At 64.3% G+C, this 14242-nt stretch carries 13 protein-coding genes and 1 tRNA gene; 7 read left to right on the top strand and 7 right to left on the bottom strand.

The window, feature by feature from the left end:
• Positions 1-122 precede the first annotated feature (122 nt).
• The 5 genes from lonB (at position 123) to DOS48_RS19375 (ending at position 5236) form a co-directional block, all read left to right on the top strand.
• Complete coding sequence (gene lonB / locus DOS48_RS19395; protein ID WP_127117310.1) at positions 123-2405, top strand: ATP-dependent protease LonB; 2283 nt, start codon at positions 123-125, stop codon at positions 2403-2405.
• Between the two features lie 49 nt (positions 2406-2454).
• The gene (locus DOS48_RS19390) at positions 2455-3237 is read left to right on the top strand and encodes a CBS domain-containing protein (RefSeq protein WP_127117309.1); all 783 of its coding nucleotides are present in this window, start codon (positions 2455-2457) and stop codon (positions 3235-3237) included.
• A gap of 64 nt (positions 3238-3301) precedes the next feature.
• Positions 3302-3559, top strand: a complete 258-nt coding sequence (locus DOS48_RS19385) for a hypothetical protein (RefSeq protein ID WP_127117308.1) — start codon at positions 3302-3304, stop codon at positions 3557-3559.
• Positions 3560-3692: 133 nt separating this feature from the next.
• Complete coding sequence (locus DOS48_RS19380; protein WP_127117307.1) at positions 3693-4586, top strand: NOP5/NOP56 family protein; 894 nt, start codon at positions 3693-3695, stop codon at positions 4584-4586.
• On the top strand, positions 4583-5236 hold the full coding sequence (locus tag DOS48_RS19375) for a fibrillarin-like rRNA/tRNA 2'-O-methyltransferase (protein ID WP_127117306.1): 654 nt from the start codon (positions 4583-4585) through the stop codon (positions 5234-5236). Before DOS48_RS19380 ends, DOS48_RS19375 begins: the two co-directional genes overlap by 4 nt.
• 6 nt (positions 5237-5242) lie before the next feature.
• On the opposite strand, the gene DOS48_RS19370 is transcribed toward DOS48_RS19375, so the two are convergent.
• The 3 genes from DOS48_RS19370 to DOS48_RS19360 form a co-directional block, all read right to left on the bottom strand.
• A complete protein-coding gene (locus DOS48_RS19370) occupies positions 5243-5671 on the bottom strand; it encodes a hypothetical protein (protein ID WP_127117305.1) in 429 nt (142 codons plus the stop codon).
• On the bottom strand, positions 5668-6201 hold the full coding sequence (locus DOS48_RS19365; RefSeq protein WP_127117304.1) for an ArsR family transcriptional regulator: 534 nt from the start codon (positions 6199-6201) through the stop codon (positions 5668-5670). The genes DOS48_RS19370 and DOS48_RS19365 overlap by 4 nt, the downstream gene beginning before the upstream one ends.
• 158 nt (positions 6202-6359) lie before the next feature.
• On the bottom strand, positions 6360-6668 hold the full coding sequence (locus DOS48_RS19360) for a transcription initiation factor IIB family protein (RefSeq protein WP_127117303.1): 309 nt from the start codon (positions 6666-6668) through the stop codon (positions 6360-6362).
• A 120-nt stretch (positions 6669-6788) separates the two neighbouring features.
• Here DOS48_RS19360 and nth point away from each other — a divergent pair, with 120 nt between their 5' ends.
• Together nth and DOS48_RS19350 are read left to right on the top strand one after the other, a co-directional pair.
• The gene (gene nth / locus DOS48_RS19355) at positions 6789-7487 is read left to right on the top strand and encodes an endonuclease III (protein WP_127117302.1); all 699 of its coding nucleotides are present in this window, start codon (positions 6789-6791) and stop codon (positions 7485-7487) included.
• A 162-nt stretch (positions 7488-7649) separates the two neighbouring features.
• Positions 7650-7734 (top strand) — tRNA-Leu (locus DOS48_RS19350).
• 97 nt (positions 7735-7831) lie between these two features.
• On the opposite strand, the gene DOS48_RS19345 is transcribed toward DOS48_RS19350, so the two are convergent.
• The 4 genes from DOS48_RS19345 to DOS48_RS19330 form a co-directional block, all read right to left on the bottom strand.
• Positions 7832-8902, bottom strand: a complete 1071-nt coding sequence (locus tag DOS48_RS19345) for a DUF5305 domain-containing protein (protein WP_127117301.1) — start codon at positions 8900-8902, stop codon at positions 7832-7834.
• Entirely contained in the window at positions 8895-10034 is a 1140-nt protein-coding gene (locus DOS48_RS19340; RefSeq protein WP_127117300.1) for a S26 family signal peptidase, read from the bottom strand. Before DOS48_RS19340 ends, DOS48_RS19345 begins: the two co-directional genes overlap by 8 nt.
• A gap of 144 nt (positions 10035-10178) precedes the next feature.
• Complete coding sequence (locus tag DOS48_RS19335; protein ID WP_210755407.1) at positions 10179-11768, bottom strand: PKD domain-containing protein; 1590 nt, start codon at positions 11766-11768, stop codon at positions 10179-10181.
• 156 nt (positions 11769-11924) lie between these two features.
• On the bottom strand, positions 11925-14180 hold the full coding sequence (locus DOS48_RS19330; RefSeq protein ID WP_127117299.1) for a hypothetical protein: 2256 nt from the start codon (positions 14178-14180) through the stop codon (positions 11925-11927).
• Positions 14181-14242: the final 62 nt, after the last annotated feature.

The following is a 14242-nucleotide window of genomic DNA, read 5'->3' as shown; positions in this document are numbered from 1 at the left end:
ATGCCGATTTCAGCGGCCTCGAACCGCACAGAGCCGGTTTTTTCGATCCTGTGTGAATCCTCCGCGGGGAGAAAGTATATCAGTAGCCGACCCGTCGTTTTCAGTAGCGAAATCCCGATTCTATGAGCAACGAAAAGGAGGAAAACGACCCGTCAATCGACGAGCCCGAAGGACCGGATGAGTCCGGCGTCGGGACCGCGGATTCGGCGGGGAACGGCGAGGACGCCCGCGACGACGGCGGCCGGGCGCCGGCTGACGACGGCGTCGACGAGGCCGACGGCGCCGACGACTCGACCGGCGAGCAGCCGGCCGTCGACGACCCGTCGGATCCCGACGAACTCTGGGACGACACCGTCGTCGTCGACGACCCCGTGTCTGACGACGTCGAGGCGGGCCACGAGGAAACGAACGGCGCCACCAGCGAGGATGGCGTCGAACCGACAGCGGAACGCGGCATCGACGACCTCGGCAGCAGCGTCGAAGTCGAGGGCGCCGACATCGACGACGACCCCGACGAGGACGACCTCCTCGGGGGCCTCAACATCGACACGACAGCCGAACTCGAAATTCCGGACCGGCTCGTCGACCAGGTCATTGGGCAGGAACACGCCCGCGACGTGATCATCAAGGCGGCCAAACAGCGCCGCCACGTGATGATGATCGGCTCGCCGGGGACCGGCAAGTCGATGCTCGCGAAGGCGATGTCCGAACTCCTCCCGAAAGAGGAGCTGCAGGACGTGCTGGTGTACCACAACCCCGAGGACGGCAACAAGCCGAAGGTCCGGACGGTTCCGGCGGGGAAGGGCGACCAGATCGTCGACGCGCACCGCGAGGAGGCGCGCAAGCGCAACCAGATGCGGTCGCTTCTCATGTGGATCATCATCGCCGTCGTGCTGGGCTACGCGCTCATCATCGTCGGCCAGATCCTCGTCGGCATCATCGCGGCCGGGGTCGTCTACCTGGTCTTCCGCTACCTGAACCGCGGCTCCGACGCGATGATCCCGAACCTGCTCGTGAACAACGGCGACACGAAGACCGCGCCGTTCCGCGACGCGACCGGCGCACACGCCGGCGCGCTGCTCGGCGACGTCCGGCACGACCCGTTCCAGTCCGGCGGGATGGAGACGCCCAGCCACGACCGCGTCGAGGCGGGCGCCATCCACAAGTCGAACAAGGGCGTGCTGTTCATCGACGAGATCAACACGCTGGACATCCGCAGCCAGCAGCACCTCATGACGGCGATTCAGGAGGGCGAGTTCTCGATCACGGGCCAGTCCGAGCGCTCCTCGGGCGCGATGGTTCAGACCGAGCCCGTCCCGACCGACTTCGTCATGATCGCGGCCGGGAACCTCGACGCGATGGAGAACATGCACCCGGCGCTCCGGAGCCGTATCAAGGGGTACGGCTACGAGGTGTACATGGAGGACACCATCGAGGACACCCCGGAGATGCGGCGGAAGTACGTCCGCTTCATCGCTCAGGAGGTCGCGAAGGACGGGCGCCTGCCCGAATTCTCGGCCGAGGCCGTCGAGGAAGTCATCCTCGAAGCCAAGCGCCGCTCCGGCCGGAAGGGCCACCTCACCCTCCTGTTCCGGAACCTCGGCGGGCTCGTCCGCGTCGCCGGCGACATCGCTCGCGGCGAGGACTCCGAGCTGACCACCCGCGACCACGTGCTGCAGGCGAAGGGGCGCTCGCGCTCCATCGAACAGCAGCTCGCGGACGACTTCATCGAGCGCCGGAAGGACTACGAACTGCAGGTCTCCGACGGCTACGTCGTCGGTCGCGTCAACGGCCTCGCCGTGATGGGCGAAGACTCCGGGATCATGCTCCCGGTGATGGCCGAGGTCGCGCCCTCGCAGGGGCCCGGTGAGGTCATCGCCACGGGCCAGCTCAAGGAGATGGCCCAGGAGTCGGTCTCGAACGTCTCCGCTATCATCAAGAAGTTCTCCGACGAGAACATCTCGGAGATGGACATCCACATCCAGTTCGTACAGGCCGGCCAGCAGGGCGTCGACGGGGATAGCGCGTCTATCACGGTCGCGACCGCGGTCATCTCGGCGTTGGAGGACGTGGGCGTCGACCAGAGCCTCGCGATGACGGGCTCGCTGTCGGTGCGGGGCGACGTGCTCCCGGTCGGCGGCGTCACCCACAAGATCGAGGCGGCCGCAAAGGCCGGCTGCACGCGGGTCATCATCCCGCAGGCGAACGAGCAGGACGTGATGATCGAAGACGAGTACGAGGACATGATCGAGGTCATCCCGGTCTCGCACATCAGCGAGGTCCTCGACATCGCCTTGGAGGGCGAAGCGGAGAAGGACTCGCTCGTCTCCCGGCTCAAGTCGATCACCGGCTCGGCCCTGAAGGAGGGCGGCGTCTCTAGCCCCTCCAGCCCGAGCCCGCAGTAGGCCGGCTTCCTCCCACCCTTTTTATCCCGTCGGAGCCGAACGTCGGGCGATGAGCGGAAAACCGACCGTCGGCGAGTACATGACCCGCGACGTGGAGACCGTCAGCCCCGACGAGACGGTACTGCGGGTCGCAGAGCGGATGGCCGAGAGCGACGGCCACAACGGGTTCCCCGTGACGCAGGGCCGCACGGTCGAGGGGTTCATCTCGGCGGCCGATCTCCTCCTCGCCGACGACGAAGCCCCCGTCTTCACCGTGATGTCCGACGACCTGATCGTCGCGCACCCGGACATGAAAGTGACCGACGCCGCGCGCGTCATCCTCCGATCCGGGATCCAACGACTCCCGGTCGTCGACGACGCCGACAACCTCGTGGGGATCATCTCGAACACGGACGTGGTTCGGTCACAGATCGAACGCGCCACGCCGAGCAAGGTCGGGAAGCTCATGCGCACCCTCGAACAGATCCACGGGGTGGCGCTCACGGAGGAGCGCCGCGAGGTGGAACTCACCGACCTCACGCCGACCCAATCCCGCGTGTACGCCGACGAGCTGGAGGGGCGGAAGTACGAGCTGGTCCGGGGGTTAGCGGAGCCGCTCGTCGTCATCGACAACGGCGGGACGCTCCACCTCGCCGACGGCCACCATCGCGTGATGGCGGCGCACGACGCCGGCATCGAGGAGATGGACGCGTACGTGATCGTCCCAGACCACGCGGTCGACCTCGGCATGGCGAAGACCGCCAAAAAGGAGGGGCTCGACGACATCACCGACATCGAAATCGTCGACTACGCGCGCCACCCCCTCGTGGAGACGACGAAACGGCTCCAGTAGGCCCGTCTTTTTCCGTTCTTTCCTCGCCGACAGATTTTTGAGAGCAGCCGGCGAAGGTAATGGTATGAAATCCAAAATAAAACGCGCGCTGTCCCGAGCGAAGTACGCGGCCGTCGGCGCGGCCATCGGCGCGGCCATCGGCGGTCTGGCCAACAGAAACGCCGCGAGCACCGGCGGCGCGCTCGGCGGGCTGGCGGGCGCGACTATCGCCGACTTCCGCAGCGGCGCGGACGGCGTCTTCGCGGAGCTGCGACCCGGCAAGGAAGCCGACGCCGAGGCCGACGACGACTCGGCGGCCGTGATCGAACTAGCCGACGAGTAGCGACGCCGCCGACGCCGCGCCCGCGCTGACACCGCCGTCACCCCGCGACCGTTTTCGCCACGACCGATCCGATTTCTCCTCCCCGACGCCGTTTCGGGAACGCCTATACGACCGGACGCAGTAGCCACGGGCAATGACGAACACCGACGACGACGCTGGCTGGTTCGCTGGCGGGCCGACGCCGGAGGCCGCCGCGGCCATCGACGGCGAGGCGGTCCGGAGTCGGATCGCCGACGGGGAGGCCGACGCGCCGCGCGACTGGCCGGCGCTCGCGGTCGAGTCCGGCTTCGCCGACTCGCGGGACGACTACTACGACCGACTCCACGAGGCGTCCGTGGCGGCGACTCGCGAGGCGGTCCGCGAACGCGAGCGCGCCGACGACAAACAGCTCATCCACGCGGTGCGAGCGATGGACGACTGCGAGCGCACCGCAAACGAGCTGGCCGAGCGCGCCGCGGAGTGGGCGGGGAGCCTCTTCGACGACGCCGAGCCGGGAGTCGACGGGGCTCGCGCGGTCGCCGCGCGCGACCCGGACGGCGAGTTGGAGCGGCGCGCCGTCTCGCTCGCCGAGCGCGTCGCCGACCTCGCGGACGAACGCGACGCGCTGAGCGAGACCATCGATCGGATCGCGCCGGCGGTGGCGCCGAACCTGACCGAGATGGCGGGGTCGGAACTCGCGGCCCGGCTGATCGCACTCGCCGGCGGCTTGGAGTCGTTAGCGAAGAAGCCCTCTGGAACGGTGCAGGTCCTCGGCGCCGAGGACGCGCTCTTCGCGCACCTCTCCGGGCGCGCCCCCTCGCCGAAACACGGGATCATCTACACCCACGAGTACGTGCGGAACACTCGCCCGGCGGACCGCGGGTCGGCCGCGCGGGCGCTCGCGGGGAAGCTGACGCTCGCGGCACGCGTCGACCACTACGCGGGTGAGCGGCGCGAGAGCCTGCACGAGGACCTCCGCGACCGGATGGCGACGATCCGGGCACGCGCGGAAGACGAGAGCGACGCCGCGACGGAGGGCGACGAATGACCGATCCCGACCTGCCCGCGGGCGTCGAGCGCCGCGAGTTCGACGGGGAGGCGCGGCTCGCGACCCGCGGGCCGCCGGTGTACGGCGAGCCGACCGCGGACGGGTGGCGCGCGTGGGACCCCGAGCGCTCGAAGCTCGGCGGCATGCTCGAACTCGGGTTCGACACGGGGCTGACCGGGGGCGAGACGGTGTTGTACCTCGGTGCGGCCAGCGGGACGACGGTCAGCCACGTCGCGGACTTCGCGGGCCCGACGTACGCGGTGGAGTTCGCGCCGCGCCCGGCGCGGGACCTCGTCGACGCCGCCGAGCCTCGGGACCGGCTGTTCCCGCTCTTAAAAGACGCGCGGACGCCGAGCCGCTACGCGCACGTGGTCGAGAGCGACGTCGACATCGTCGTCCAGGACGTGGCGACGCGCGGGCAGGCCGAAGTGGCGGTGCGAAACGCCCGGTTCCTCGCGGACGACGGGCGACTCCTGCTCGCGATCAAGGCGCGCAGCGAGGACGTGACGGCGGCCCCCGAATCGGTGTTCGAGAGCGCCCTCGACCGCCTTCGAGGGGCGTACGAGATACTGGAGACTCGGCGGCTCGATCGGTTCCACGAGGACCACCTCGGCGTCGTGGCGACGCCGGACGCGACGGCCCAGCGCTGACGGCGCTCACTCCCACAGCGCTCCCACTCTCTCGTCGATCCACGGGAGCACCACCCCCTCAAGGACGCGGGTGAGATCCGTTGGATACGCACGGTCGACTGCCGCTTCCGTGCCGGCGTTCGGAAGCGGGTGGAAGTGGTCTCGCGAGCTGTGCGGCTGCTTGTGTCTGTCCCATCGGCATCGGCGGCGCTCGCCCGAGTGAAATTCGACGTACGAAACGTGGAAGTCGCCGTTCGTGTACGCCCGAATTTCCAGCGTAACGTCGGTGATGTCGGGCGGATAGTAGCGCTCGTCGAGCGAGACGACGAGACTCTCGCTCTTGTTGGACGGGAAGAGTGACGTGTGCTGCACTTCCTCCCGCTGTCCAAACAGTCGTCCGACGTATCGGAGCGTTTCGTCGTCGACGGCCGCGCGAGCGGCGTCGTCCGCCGTCACGCGGTGTTCCCTTCCGTCGACGGTCCGTCGGCTCGCCGCCGTCGAACGGCCTCCAGTCGACGAATCCGCTGTCGGACCGTCCGCCACTCGCTCAGCTCGGCCCAGACATCCTCGACGCCGTCGAAGTCCGCGTGATCGAGCGCGTTCACGTCGGCGGGCGAGTCCGCCTCGAACCGATCGCGGAACGCTCGTTCCCGCGTCGTCAGGTCGGCGAGTTTGTCGCGCAGCTCGGTCGACGAAAGCGACGCGAGCCGGTTTCGGCGCCGCCACTCGAAGTACGATTCGTTCCGCTCGTACGCGAGAGGCGTCTCGGATCTCGCGGTGAGAACGCCGATATCCGCGAGGCGCTTGAGATGCCGGCGAGCCGTGTCCGGGGCACACGACGCGCGTTCCGCGATCTCGGAGACGCCGGCGGGCTCGTACAACTGGAGCGCGACCCGATACACGCGATCGTCCGCCGGAGCGGACGACAACTCCTCGCTGAAGCCAGAGGCGAGGTCGAATTCGGCCGGAGGTCCGTCGGCGGTCATACCCGGTCTTTGCCACTGAGACTAAATAAATCTGTAGCAAGCGAGTTATTTGGTCTCACCTGACTGGCTGTCGTGACGTATCGACGGCTACGGGTGAACTCGGACGCGTCGAAGTCACTCTCGCGTCGCGACAGCGCAGCGGCTCGGCGTGGCGCGGTTCACCACGTCGGCGGCGAGAAGCCGGCGTCCTCTAAGATGGGCTTCCACCGCTTTTGCACGGAGAGTCGAGAGACGTCCATCGCGTCGGCGACGGCGGACTGCGGGCGCTCCTGGCTGCGGATCAGCGCGGCGGCGTAGAGGCTGGCGGCGGCGGCGACGCGCTTGCCGCGCTCGTCGTCGGGGGCGCGCGAGAGGAACAGGTCGGTCGCCGTCGACAGCGTCTCCTCGTCGAGTTCGAGCGTCTCGCACGCGTCGGCGAGCCGGTCGAGCCACGCCGCGTTGTCGACCCGGTCGCTCGCTCGGTACATGGACCGAGGTTGGGTACACCGGTTTAAAAAGGTCGCGCGGCGAGCGCGGGCACGGCGGGGCAGGGTGACCGCGACCCGCCGCGCCGCCGGCCTCAAGTTCGCGCCGCCCGTACCCCGAGTATGTCGACGCACGCGTGGACCGAATCGCGGGTTCGCGAGCTTCACGACGAGCTGGTGGCGCTGTACGAGCCGGTGGACCGCGTCGCCGAACACGGCGCCGACCCGACGGCGGAGCCGGGCGAGGGCGTCCGCCAACTGGTGACGACGATTCTCTCGCAGAACGTCGCCGACGCCAACACGAGCCGCGCCGCGGCGGCGCTTTTCGACCGCTACGACGACTTCGCGGCCATCGAGGCGGCCGACCACGACGAGCTGGCGGAGACGATTCGCGTCGCGGGGCTGGCCGACCAGAAGGCCGCGCGCATCCAGCGTGCGCTGACCGCGATCCGCGAGGAGACGGGCGGCGCCTACTCGCTCGCGTTCCTCGACGCGATGGCGACCGACGACGCGAAGGGGTGGCTGACGGCGATCAAAGGCGTGGGGCCGAAAACCGCGAGCGTCGTGTTGAACTTCCACTTCGGGAAGCCGACGATGGCCGTCGACACGCACGTCAAGCGCGTCTCGAAGCGGTTCGGGCTGGTCCCGGAGTCGGCGTCGAACGAGGCGGCACACGACGCGTTAGACGAGTTGGTCCCCGACGAGCTGATCTACCCGCTTCACGTCCTCCTGATCCGACACGGCCGAGAACACTGCTCGGCGCGCGGCGCGGACTGCGACAATCCCGTCTGTGAGGCGTACTGCGACTGCGAGTACTGCTGATACGCCGGAAAAACTGCCTTCGGAGACGGTAAGTCGCCTCAGCGTCGGTTCAACGGCAGAACACGCGAACCTACGTGTGGGGTGGTACGCACCATTTTATATGTCGTATTTGTGCTGTCGGTTCGTCAGGTTCTTGAGTCGGTTGCGCGTACGCTGGGTTGCGCGCGGGTTGCCGAGCCAGGCCAAAGGCGTAGCGCTTAGGACGCTATCCCGTAGGGGTCCGCCGGTTCGAATCCGGTCCCGCGCACTCAGACGGTTCCGCTGTCTCCCGGTTTTCACTTCGGCAGGAGATCCAATATGGACGACCTGCCAATCATGCTCTCACACTGTCCCAAATTCACCGTTCATTCTAGGGGCGGCTCACAAATGAAGACTCGACTGCTGTGGAGAACGGCGTATCGCTCCTGTTCCTGGTCATACACCACCCGTTCGCCTGTATCTGCAGCAACATTAACGAGACCAACAAGCGTCTTCATTTCAACAACATTCGGATCTTGAAGATCAAGCTGGTTGGGGAGGGAACCAGCGGATATCCACTCAGAGTACTCGGAACGAACTAGTTGATCGCGTTCTGTTGTTGACAAGGTGATCACCCCGCGGCGGCGTGCAAAGATACTGATACTCAGACCGGCGGTGCTAAGTAGAAACACGACCGGGCCGCCAAGACTCCTGAGAGGTGAGTACTCACGTGTGGTGGTGAATGCTTGGGTTTGGCTGCTTGTATTCTCCACTTCTCCCGGATCATTGACAACGAACGTATCTCCATCTGGGAGCAATCGAAGTTCATCAGTGAACTTACGATTGACCGGCTGACCATTAATCCGGCCAGTCATACGAGTCTGTGCCTGTACAATTACGACCGGATCTCCTGGTATCTCACCAAATGTCTCCTCGACTCGTTCTATCTGAACTCGCGTCTGGTTCATATTGAACTCAAACGCGGTACTTGTAGTGCCTCCTGGATCTATGTCTGCCGCCGTGACACTCCCGATTTGATCAGTCTGTTGCCAAAATACAATATCGTCGTTACGGCTCTGTACGGTTGATTGGAGCGTAATGTCAACATCTACGTTGCCATCACCACTTGCAGCGTACTGGAACTGATACTCTCCAGAAAGGACCGGGGAAATGAGTGGAAAGTACGCCCGTTGATTCTGTAGGCTCTGTCCTGTGTCGTATACCGGATTTTGTCCAGTCACCGTTGCGCCGTGGTCAAACGTCGCGGTTCGACTCCACTGTGACACGACTTCGGTTTCGGTCTGTGTCTCTGGACTTACGTGGGTCGTATAACTAACCCACAGGCCCGCTGTCATCAGCAAAATGAGTACGGTAATAATAAGAAGGTACTGAGTATCAACCGTGTCTCGAATTCGTAGAATAGTCTCATTGTCGAGTTGGTCGCTCGTGTCAGTCATTACGGGACCCTCCAAGCAGACGGTTCCCACCAGAACTCACACCCGGTGAACCGCGAACCTGCGGACGGTTACTGACAAACCGTGCCGCAAGCAGAAACGGAAGCGCCAAGATCATATCGAGAACGAGGATCGGGGCTAAGGGATCGACTTGGTAGAGGGACTCAACGACCGACGAGGGTATCACAAGCGGGTATCGATACTCTTGGACATACCGTCTGTATGCACCCGTTTCAGGAGGTGCTGACAAGCGGATCGTGGCGTTTGCTGATTCACTTGGTCGGATGCGTCCGCTGCTGGTCCCGTTGAGTACCTCAACACCGTCACTAGCCGACTCGACGTAATATTGAACTGGCAGGATAGTTCCACCTGGAACGCGATATGTCGTCGTTTCTGTCTCACCTGCAGCGATGACGTTCGGACCGGGTAAGTCGGCTTCGGCGCTCACAACCCGATATTCTGTTGGGCCAAGCGGAGCAATAGCACTTGCGGTTGCCGTTGCGATGACAATCGCTCCACAAAATAAGATTATTTGACGCGGCCCAACAGACGGTCCTTGCACGCTATTGTGGCCGGTAGAACGATCTTGGAGTGCTGTTCGATCTAGACGCCCGCCACCACTACCGCTGGCTAACAGTATAACCAGCCCAGCAACACCGGCGCCAGCCCACATATGAGCCGGAACGCGTTGCTGGAGCCCGCCACCGATACTCCGAATTGCGACGACACCTGTACCAAGTTCTGGGATAGTAACGAGGTTACCAGCTGCGCGTACACCGACACCAACAATTTGCGGATCGCGAACTGGCGGTTCTCCGGCTGACTGGTCAGTAAATGGATTCGCGTCACCCTGCGTTATGTATCCCCGATCGGTTTCACCAACAATGCGGTGTGTGGTCAGGCCACCCCCGTTTACCTGCTTAGCTCGATATACAATTACGTCACCTGGTGATAGCTCTCCGACCACCTCTGGTGGCAGTGAAATGAACCCATCACCAGGTTCAAGCGTCGGTTCCATACTCCCCGTTTCGACGTATCCGAGCAAAAGTGGCTGCCCAACTACTTGTCCAGCAAGAAGGGTGATCGCAAAAAGGATGATAACAGCCTCAATCAACCGCTCTGCTGTTCCCCGCATTCATTGTGAAACAGTTATCACGATGATATAAAAGTTGGCGATAATCGGATTCACTCTTGGCGCAAACACCGAGACTCTCTCCTCGAAGAGAGCTATAGAAGGGCGAGTGGTGACGGTACCTACCGTGGGGCCATGCAGCGAGCCTCACTCCCGGCGGCGAATGCGGATGAAGGCCACCGCCGCTAAGACTGCCAACACGGCCGCGATCCCGAGGGTCGGTAAAAGACCGATTCCAGCGAGTTCGCTGTCCGGCGGCTGGTCATCCGACGGCGTCGCGTCGTCAACGTCATTGGCCGGGTCGTCGGCACCGTCGTTGGTGTCGTCAACCGGCTCGTCATCGCCCTCGCCGACCGGCTCGTCTGCGCCGTCGTCCACATCGTCGGGGGTATCCGGATCCTCGATATCCTCCTCGGCGTCGCCACCAGTGTCGTCAGCGCCGTCGCCGCCGCCGCCGCCACCGCCGCCGCCGCCACCGCCACTGCCACCGCCACCGCCACCGCCGCCGCCACCACCACCAAGATCCAGCGTCGGCGCGTCGGGATTTATCGTCACTGCGAATGGCGAGAAGCCTGGTGTCTCCGCGACCACGGTGACTGTGTCCCCGGTGGTGCTCTGGACGGCCGTGGGGAGTGGCTCCCACGCCGTACCGTTGTACCGTTCGAGCGCGAGGTCGGAGGCCGGGGTCCCCGTCGAGACCGCCGAAGCGTCGATCTCGATCGTGATCGTGGCGTCGACGTCGGGGTTAGCCGGAACCGAGATGTCGGTCGCACCGACGACCGCCGACCCCTGCGGGGAGTTGCCGTCAGCGACATCTTCGACGGACCCCGGGGCGAACGCGCGGACAACGATGTCGTCACTAGCCCCGGCCGCCGGATCTGCGGTCACCGACTCGATGGCCGGGGCGTCGCTCCCGGAGATGGCGTTCGGGATTTCGACCTCCTCACCAAAGTCACCCGTCTGCGGCGGGCCGAGGACGACGACCTCCCGAGAGACCGAATCAGAGCCGTTGGGGGCACGCGCAGCTTTCTCTTCGACGGTGAGCGTCACGTTGTACGTCCCAGGGTCGGTGAAGATATGATTCTCCTGCGGGCCGGCATCACCTGCGATCGTCCCGTCGTCGAAGTCGTAGGCGTACGCGATCGCGTCGCCGTCGCTGCCGGTGGCGTTGAACGTCACCGGTTGGCCGGCGGTGGGCGTGCCGGTATCAACCGTGAGGACCGCATCGGCGATCTCACTGACCTCCGCGACGACCGTCAGGGTGAGATCGGCCGCTTCGAAGTCCCCACGCGTGTCGACCTCGAACCCTACCGGGGCGGACTCGCCGGTGTCGAGCCGGATCGCGTTGTCTTGGCCCTCGATCGGCGTGCGACCGCCGGGTGCGGTCCCGCGGTAGAAGTCGAAGTCCTCGGCGGCCCCGCCCTCGTCGCGCACGTAGACGTACGCCTGCTGGCCCTCCGCGTCGCCGGCAGTGTTGGTGTTGACCACCACGAAGACGCCGTCGAAGTGCGCGAGCGCGTCGGCCGGCAGGCTCCCACCCGGCACGGCCGCATCGCCGTCGAGCTGGATCGACACCTCCCCGTCGTCGCCGACTTGGGCGTACGCGCCGTTCGGCCCGTTCGCGGGCTGGATCGCGACACCCTCGCCGATCTCGGCGGCCTGGGTGCTGGCGAGGGGTGCTGCGGCTCCGAGGAGGGCGAGCAGGGCGAGTGCAGCGACGAGGGGGCGGGTGTTCACGGATGAGTTTTTTGTGTTTTCTATGAGATGTATTCGTTGCTCCCGCTCTCGACAGTAGTACCAGAAGCACTACTTCAGTGCTAATGCGTTTACATACTGTTGTGCGGTGGTCTCAATTTGGGATCGGTGATTGAAATAAAATAATGGCTGAGAAGCTTAACCGGCGAGAATGTTACCGTTCACTCTGATTTTGACCACGCCATTATCCTGCGATAATTGTGTCGCTTTGGCGTCACTTCCCCCACTAGTGACATCGTTTACACGGCCAGCTAATGAGGATGTAATCTTCATTTCTGCACCCGGGACGAAGTCGTTGTCAGTGATGTCGAACTCGCCGCCGCCGCTCATACTCCCGGTGATCGAATCCGTGCCACCGGCAGGCGTCGCGTTGAACTGGTTGTTCTTGTAGACAGCAGTACCGGAGTCGCCGACGTTCGCGTCGGTCCGGGTACCGTCGTTGAACACGCAGTCGAGCAGTTCGAACGTACCGCCGTTATCGTACAGTCCGTTCGCCGACACGTAGCGATTGCTTCCACCCGAGGTGGTGTCGCTGAACGTACAGCCCTCGAACGTGATTGTACCGCTTCCGCTGACGTCGACGTACCCGGTCGGGCCGCCGGCACCGGACCGGGGCCGGGGATCGTAGGTCACGTCGATGTTGCGAGCGGTTCCGCCTTGTCCGGCGAAGTCTAGGAACGGTTCTCCGCTGACAGACTGCTCGTCTGGATCGTTGGTGAAGACGAGGTCAAGGTCCTGAACAGTGATGTTGTCCCCAGCTAATTCGACATCGGTGCCTCCGCCGGCCATCCCGGTGTAGGTGATCGTCGGCTTGCTGAGACCCTTGATGACAGCACCGTCGCGGTCATGAGTGATGGCGCTGTCAAAGATCTGACTTCTCAGCGAGCCGTACTCGCCGTCTTCGAACAGCGCGACGAGGGCAGACTTAGAGCTGCTGCCGCCCGCGCTCCCACCCTGGACACCGGGCTTGAGCACCTCGTTGACGCTGGCGAACTGCTTGTCGCTACCGACGATGTCCGGCGTGGCCCGGGTGCCCGCATCGCCGCTCACCTGAACCGAGTTCACCGAGTTCTCGGTGAGCAGCGACTCCATCTGAGCGGCCGTGTCGGTCTCACCGTTGACCGAGTTGGGACCGGTGAGCTTGATTTCTTTGGCGTTGCTCACAGACGTATGTGGTCCTGCAGTATCGTGGTTGTCGACTTGGTTATTTTCAATCATGAAGTCCGCATCTAGTGTCGACCAGATTCCATTATCTCCTGCGGTGTCCACGTAGTTACCGGTGAGCGTCACCGAACCACTGCCGCCGTTCGCTGCGATCGGTCCGCCGAGGACCTCGGCGTTGGTGACGGTGGGGTCCGCACCGCCAGCGACACGGAGCGGCACGTTGCCGGTTGGACCGCCGGAGATGTCAATCGTGACGCCGTCGACAGTCGCGTCGTCACCGTTGACGATGAGGTTTCCACCGCCCGGATTACCGCGAGCAGACAGGTCGTCGGTGATCTCTAGATTCCGGACGGTGACACCGCTTCCAGTGACCTCGATGAACTTCTCACCGCCGCCCAGACTCGTCGGCGTTTCAATTTCCGGCGTGCCGTCGAAGCCAGTGACGGTGACGCCGTTCATCCCGATATTAAGCCACTTATCATCATTATCTTCCTCAGTCGCGATGTAGTCTTTACTAGCATCCCACTCGGCTGGATCCTCGGTAACAACCGCATTACCTCTGATACCGATCACCGAGTCGGCGGTGGCTTCGCCGAGAGCTGCTGAGAGCGTTTCGAACGTATTCGGCTCGTCACCGTCCCCGTCAACGATGTACTGCGGCTCGGGAATGCTCTGCTGCGGCGCGGAAGCGTTCGCGTCCGCATACAGAACAGCACTGTCGAGCAGCTGCCCGCTCACGTCGTTGTTCAGCGTGTCGACGGTCATCCCCACCACGACCTGCTCGCCGACCGCGAGTTCGACCGAGTTGTCCGCACCTTCGAGCGACTCCCCGTTCGACCCGTTCGTTGAGGTGCCGGTCGACCGCGTGACGCGGAAGGTAACCGCCTCGCTGTCGTCCTCGAAGTAGACGCTGACCGGCTGCGAGCCCTGATTGACGACCCGGAACAGGTCTTCGAGTTGGGTGATCGCGTCTTGGGCGACACCCTCTCCAGAGCCGCTGTTGCCACCGTCGAGTTCGATTTCGACCGTATCGTCGCTCTCCGTGTTTACGTACTTGCCCGCATTGTTACTACTGAGTGGCTGGATCGCGATGAACGAGCTCCGATCGCCCGCGACCGCGACATCCACGTTGCGCTCCGCCTGTACGCTGGTGAACGCTTCTGTACCGAAGGCCGCGCCCCCACCCGCCGCGGCCGCGCCAATGCCGATAAGTAGCTTCCGCCGTCTCATGATCCACCTAACTCTGTGGGTGGACACCACTTCGTTTTCGGTTCGTTGAAACGTCGAAACGA

The sequence above is a fragment of the Halorubrum sp. PV6 genome (assembly GCF_003990725.2).
Taxonomy (GTDB): Archaea; Halobacteriota; Halobacteria; order Halobacteriales; family Haloferacaceae; genus Halorubrum.
The sequence above is the reverse complement of the archived record's forward strand: the minus strand, read 5'-3'. Positions and strand labels throughout refer to the sequence as shown.

Coding starts and splice junctions, on each gene's coding strand:
- lonB (WP_127117310.1), top strand. CDS start 123: ATGAGCAACGAAAAGGAGGAAAACGACCCGTCAATCGACGAGCCCGAA.
- DOS48_RS19390 (WP_127117309.1), top strand. CDS start 2,455: ATGAGCGGAAAACCGACCGTCGGCGAGTACATGACCCGCGACGTGGAG.
- DOS48_RS19385 (WP_127117308.1), top strand. CDS start 3,302: ATGAAATCCAAAATAAAACGCGCGCTGTCCCGAGCGAAGTACGCGGCC.
- DOS48_RS19380 (WP_127117307.1), top strand. CDS start 3,693: ATGACGAACACCGACGACGACGCTGGCTGGTTCGCTGGCGGGCCGACG.
- DOS48_RS19375 (WP_127117306.1), top strand. CDS start 4,583: ATGACCGATCCCGACCTGCCCGCGGGCGTCGAGCGCCGCGAGTTCGAC.
- DOS48_RS19365 (WP_127117304.1), bottom strand. CDS start 6,201: ATGACCGCCGACGGACCTCCGGCCGAATTCGACCTCGCCTCTGGCTTC.
- DOS48_RS19360 (WP_127117303.1), bottom strand. CDS start 6,668: ATGTACCGAGCGAGCGACCGGGTCGACAACGCGGCGTGGCTCGACCGG.
- nth (WP_127117302.1), top strand. CDS start 6,789: ATGTCGACGCACGCGTGGACCGAATCGCGGGTTCGCGAGCTTCACGAC.
- DOS48_RS19345 (WP_127117301.1), bottom strand. CDS start 8,902: ATGACTGACACGAGCGACCAACTCGACAATGAGACTATTCTACGAATT.
- DOS48_RS19340 (WP_127117300.1), bottom strand. CDS start 10,034: ATGCGGGGAACAGCAGAGCGGTTGATTGAGGCTGTTATCATCCTTTTT.
- DOS48_RS19330 (WP_127117299.1), bottom strand. CDS start 14,180: ATGAGACGGCGGAAGCTACTTATCGGCATTGGCGCGGCCGCGGCGGGT.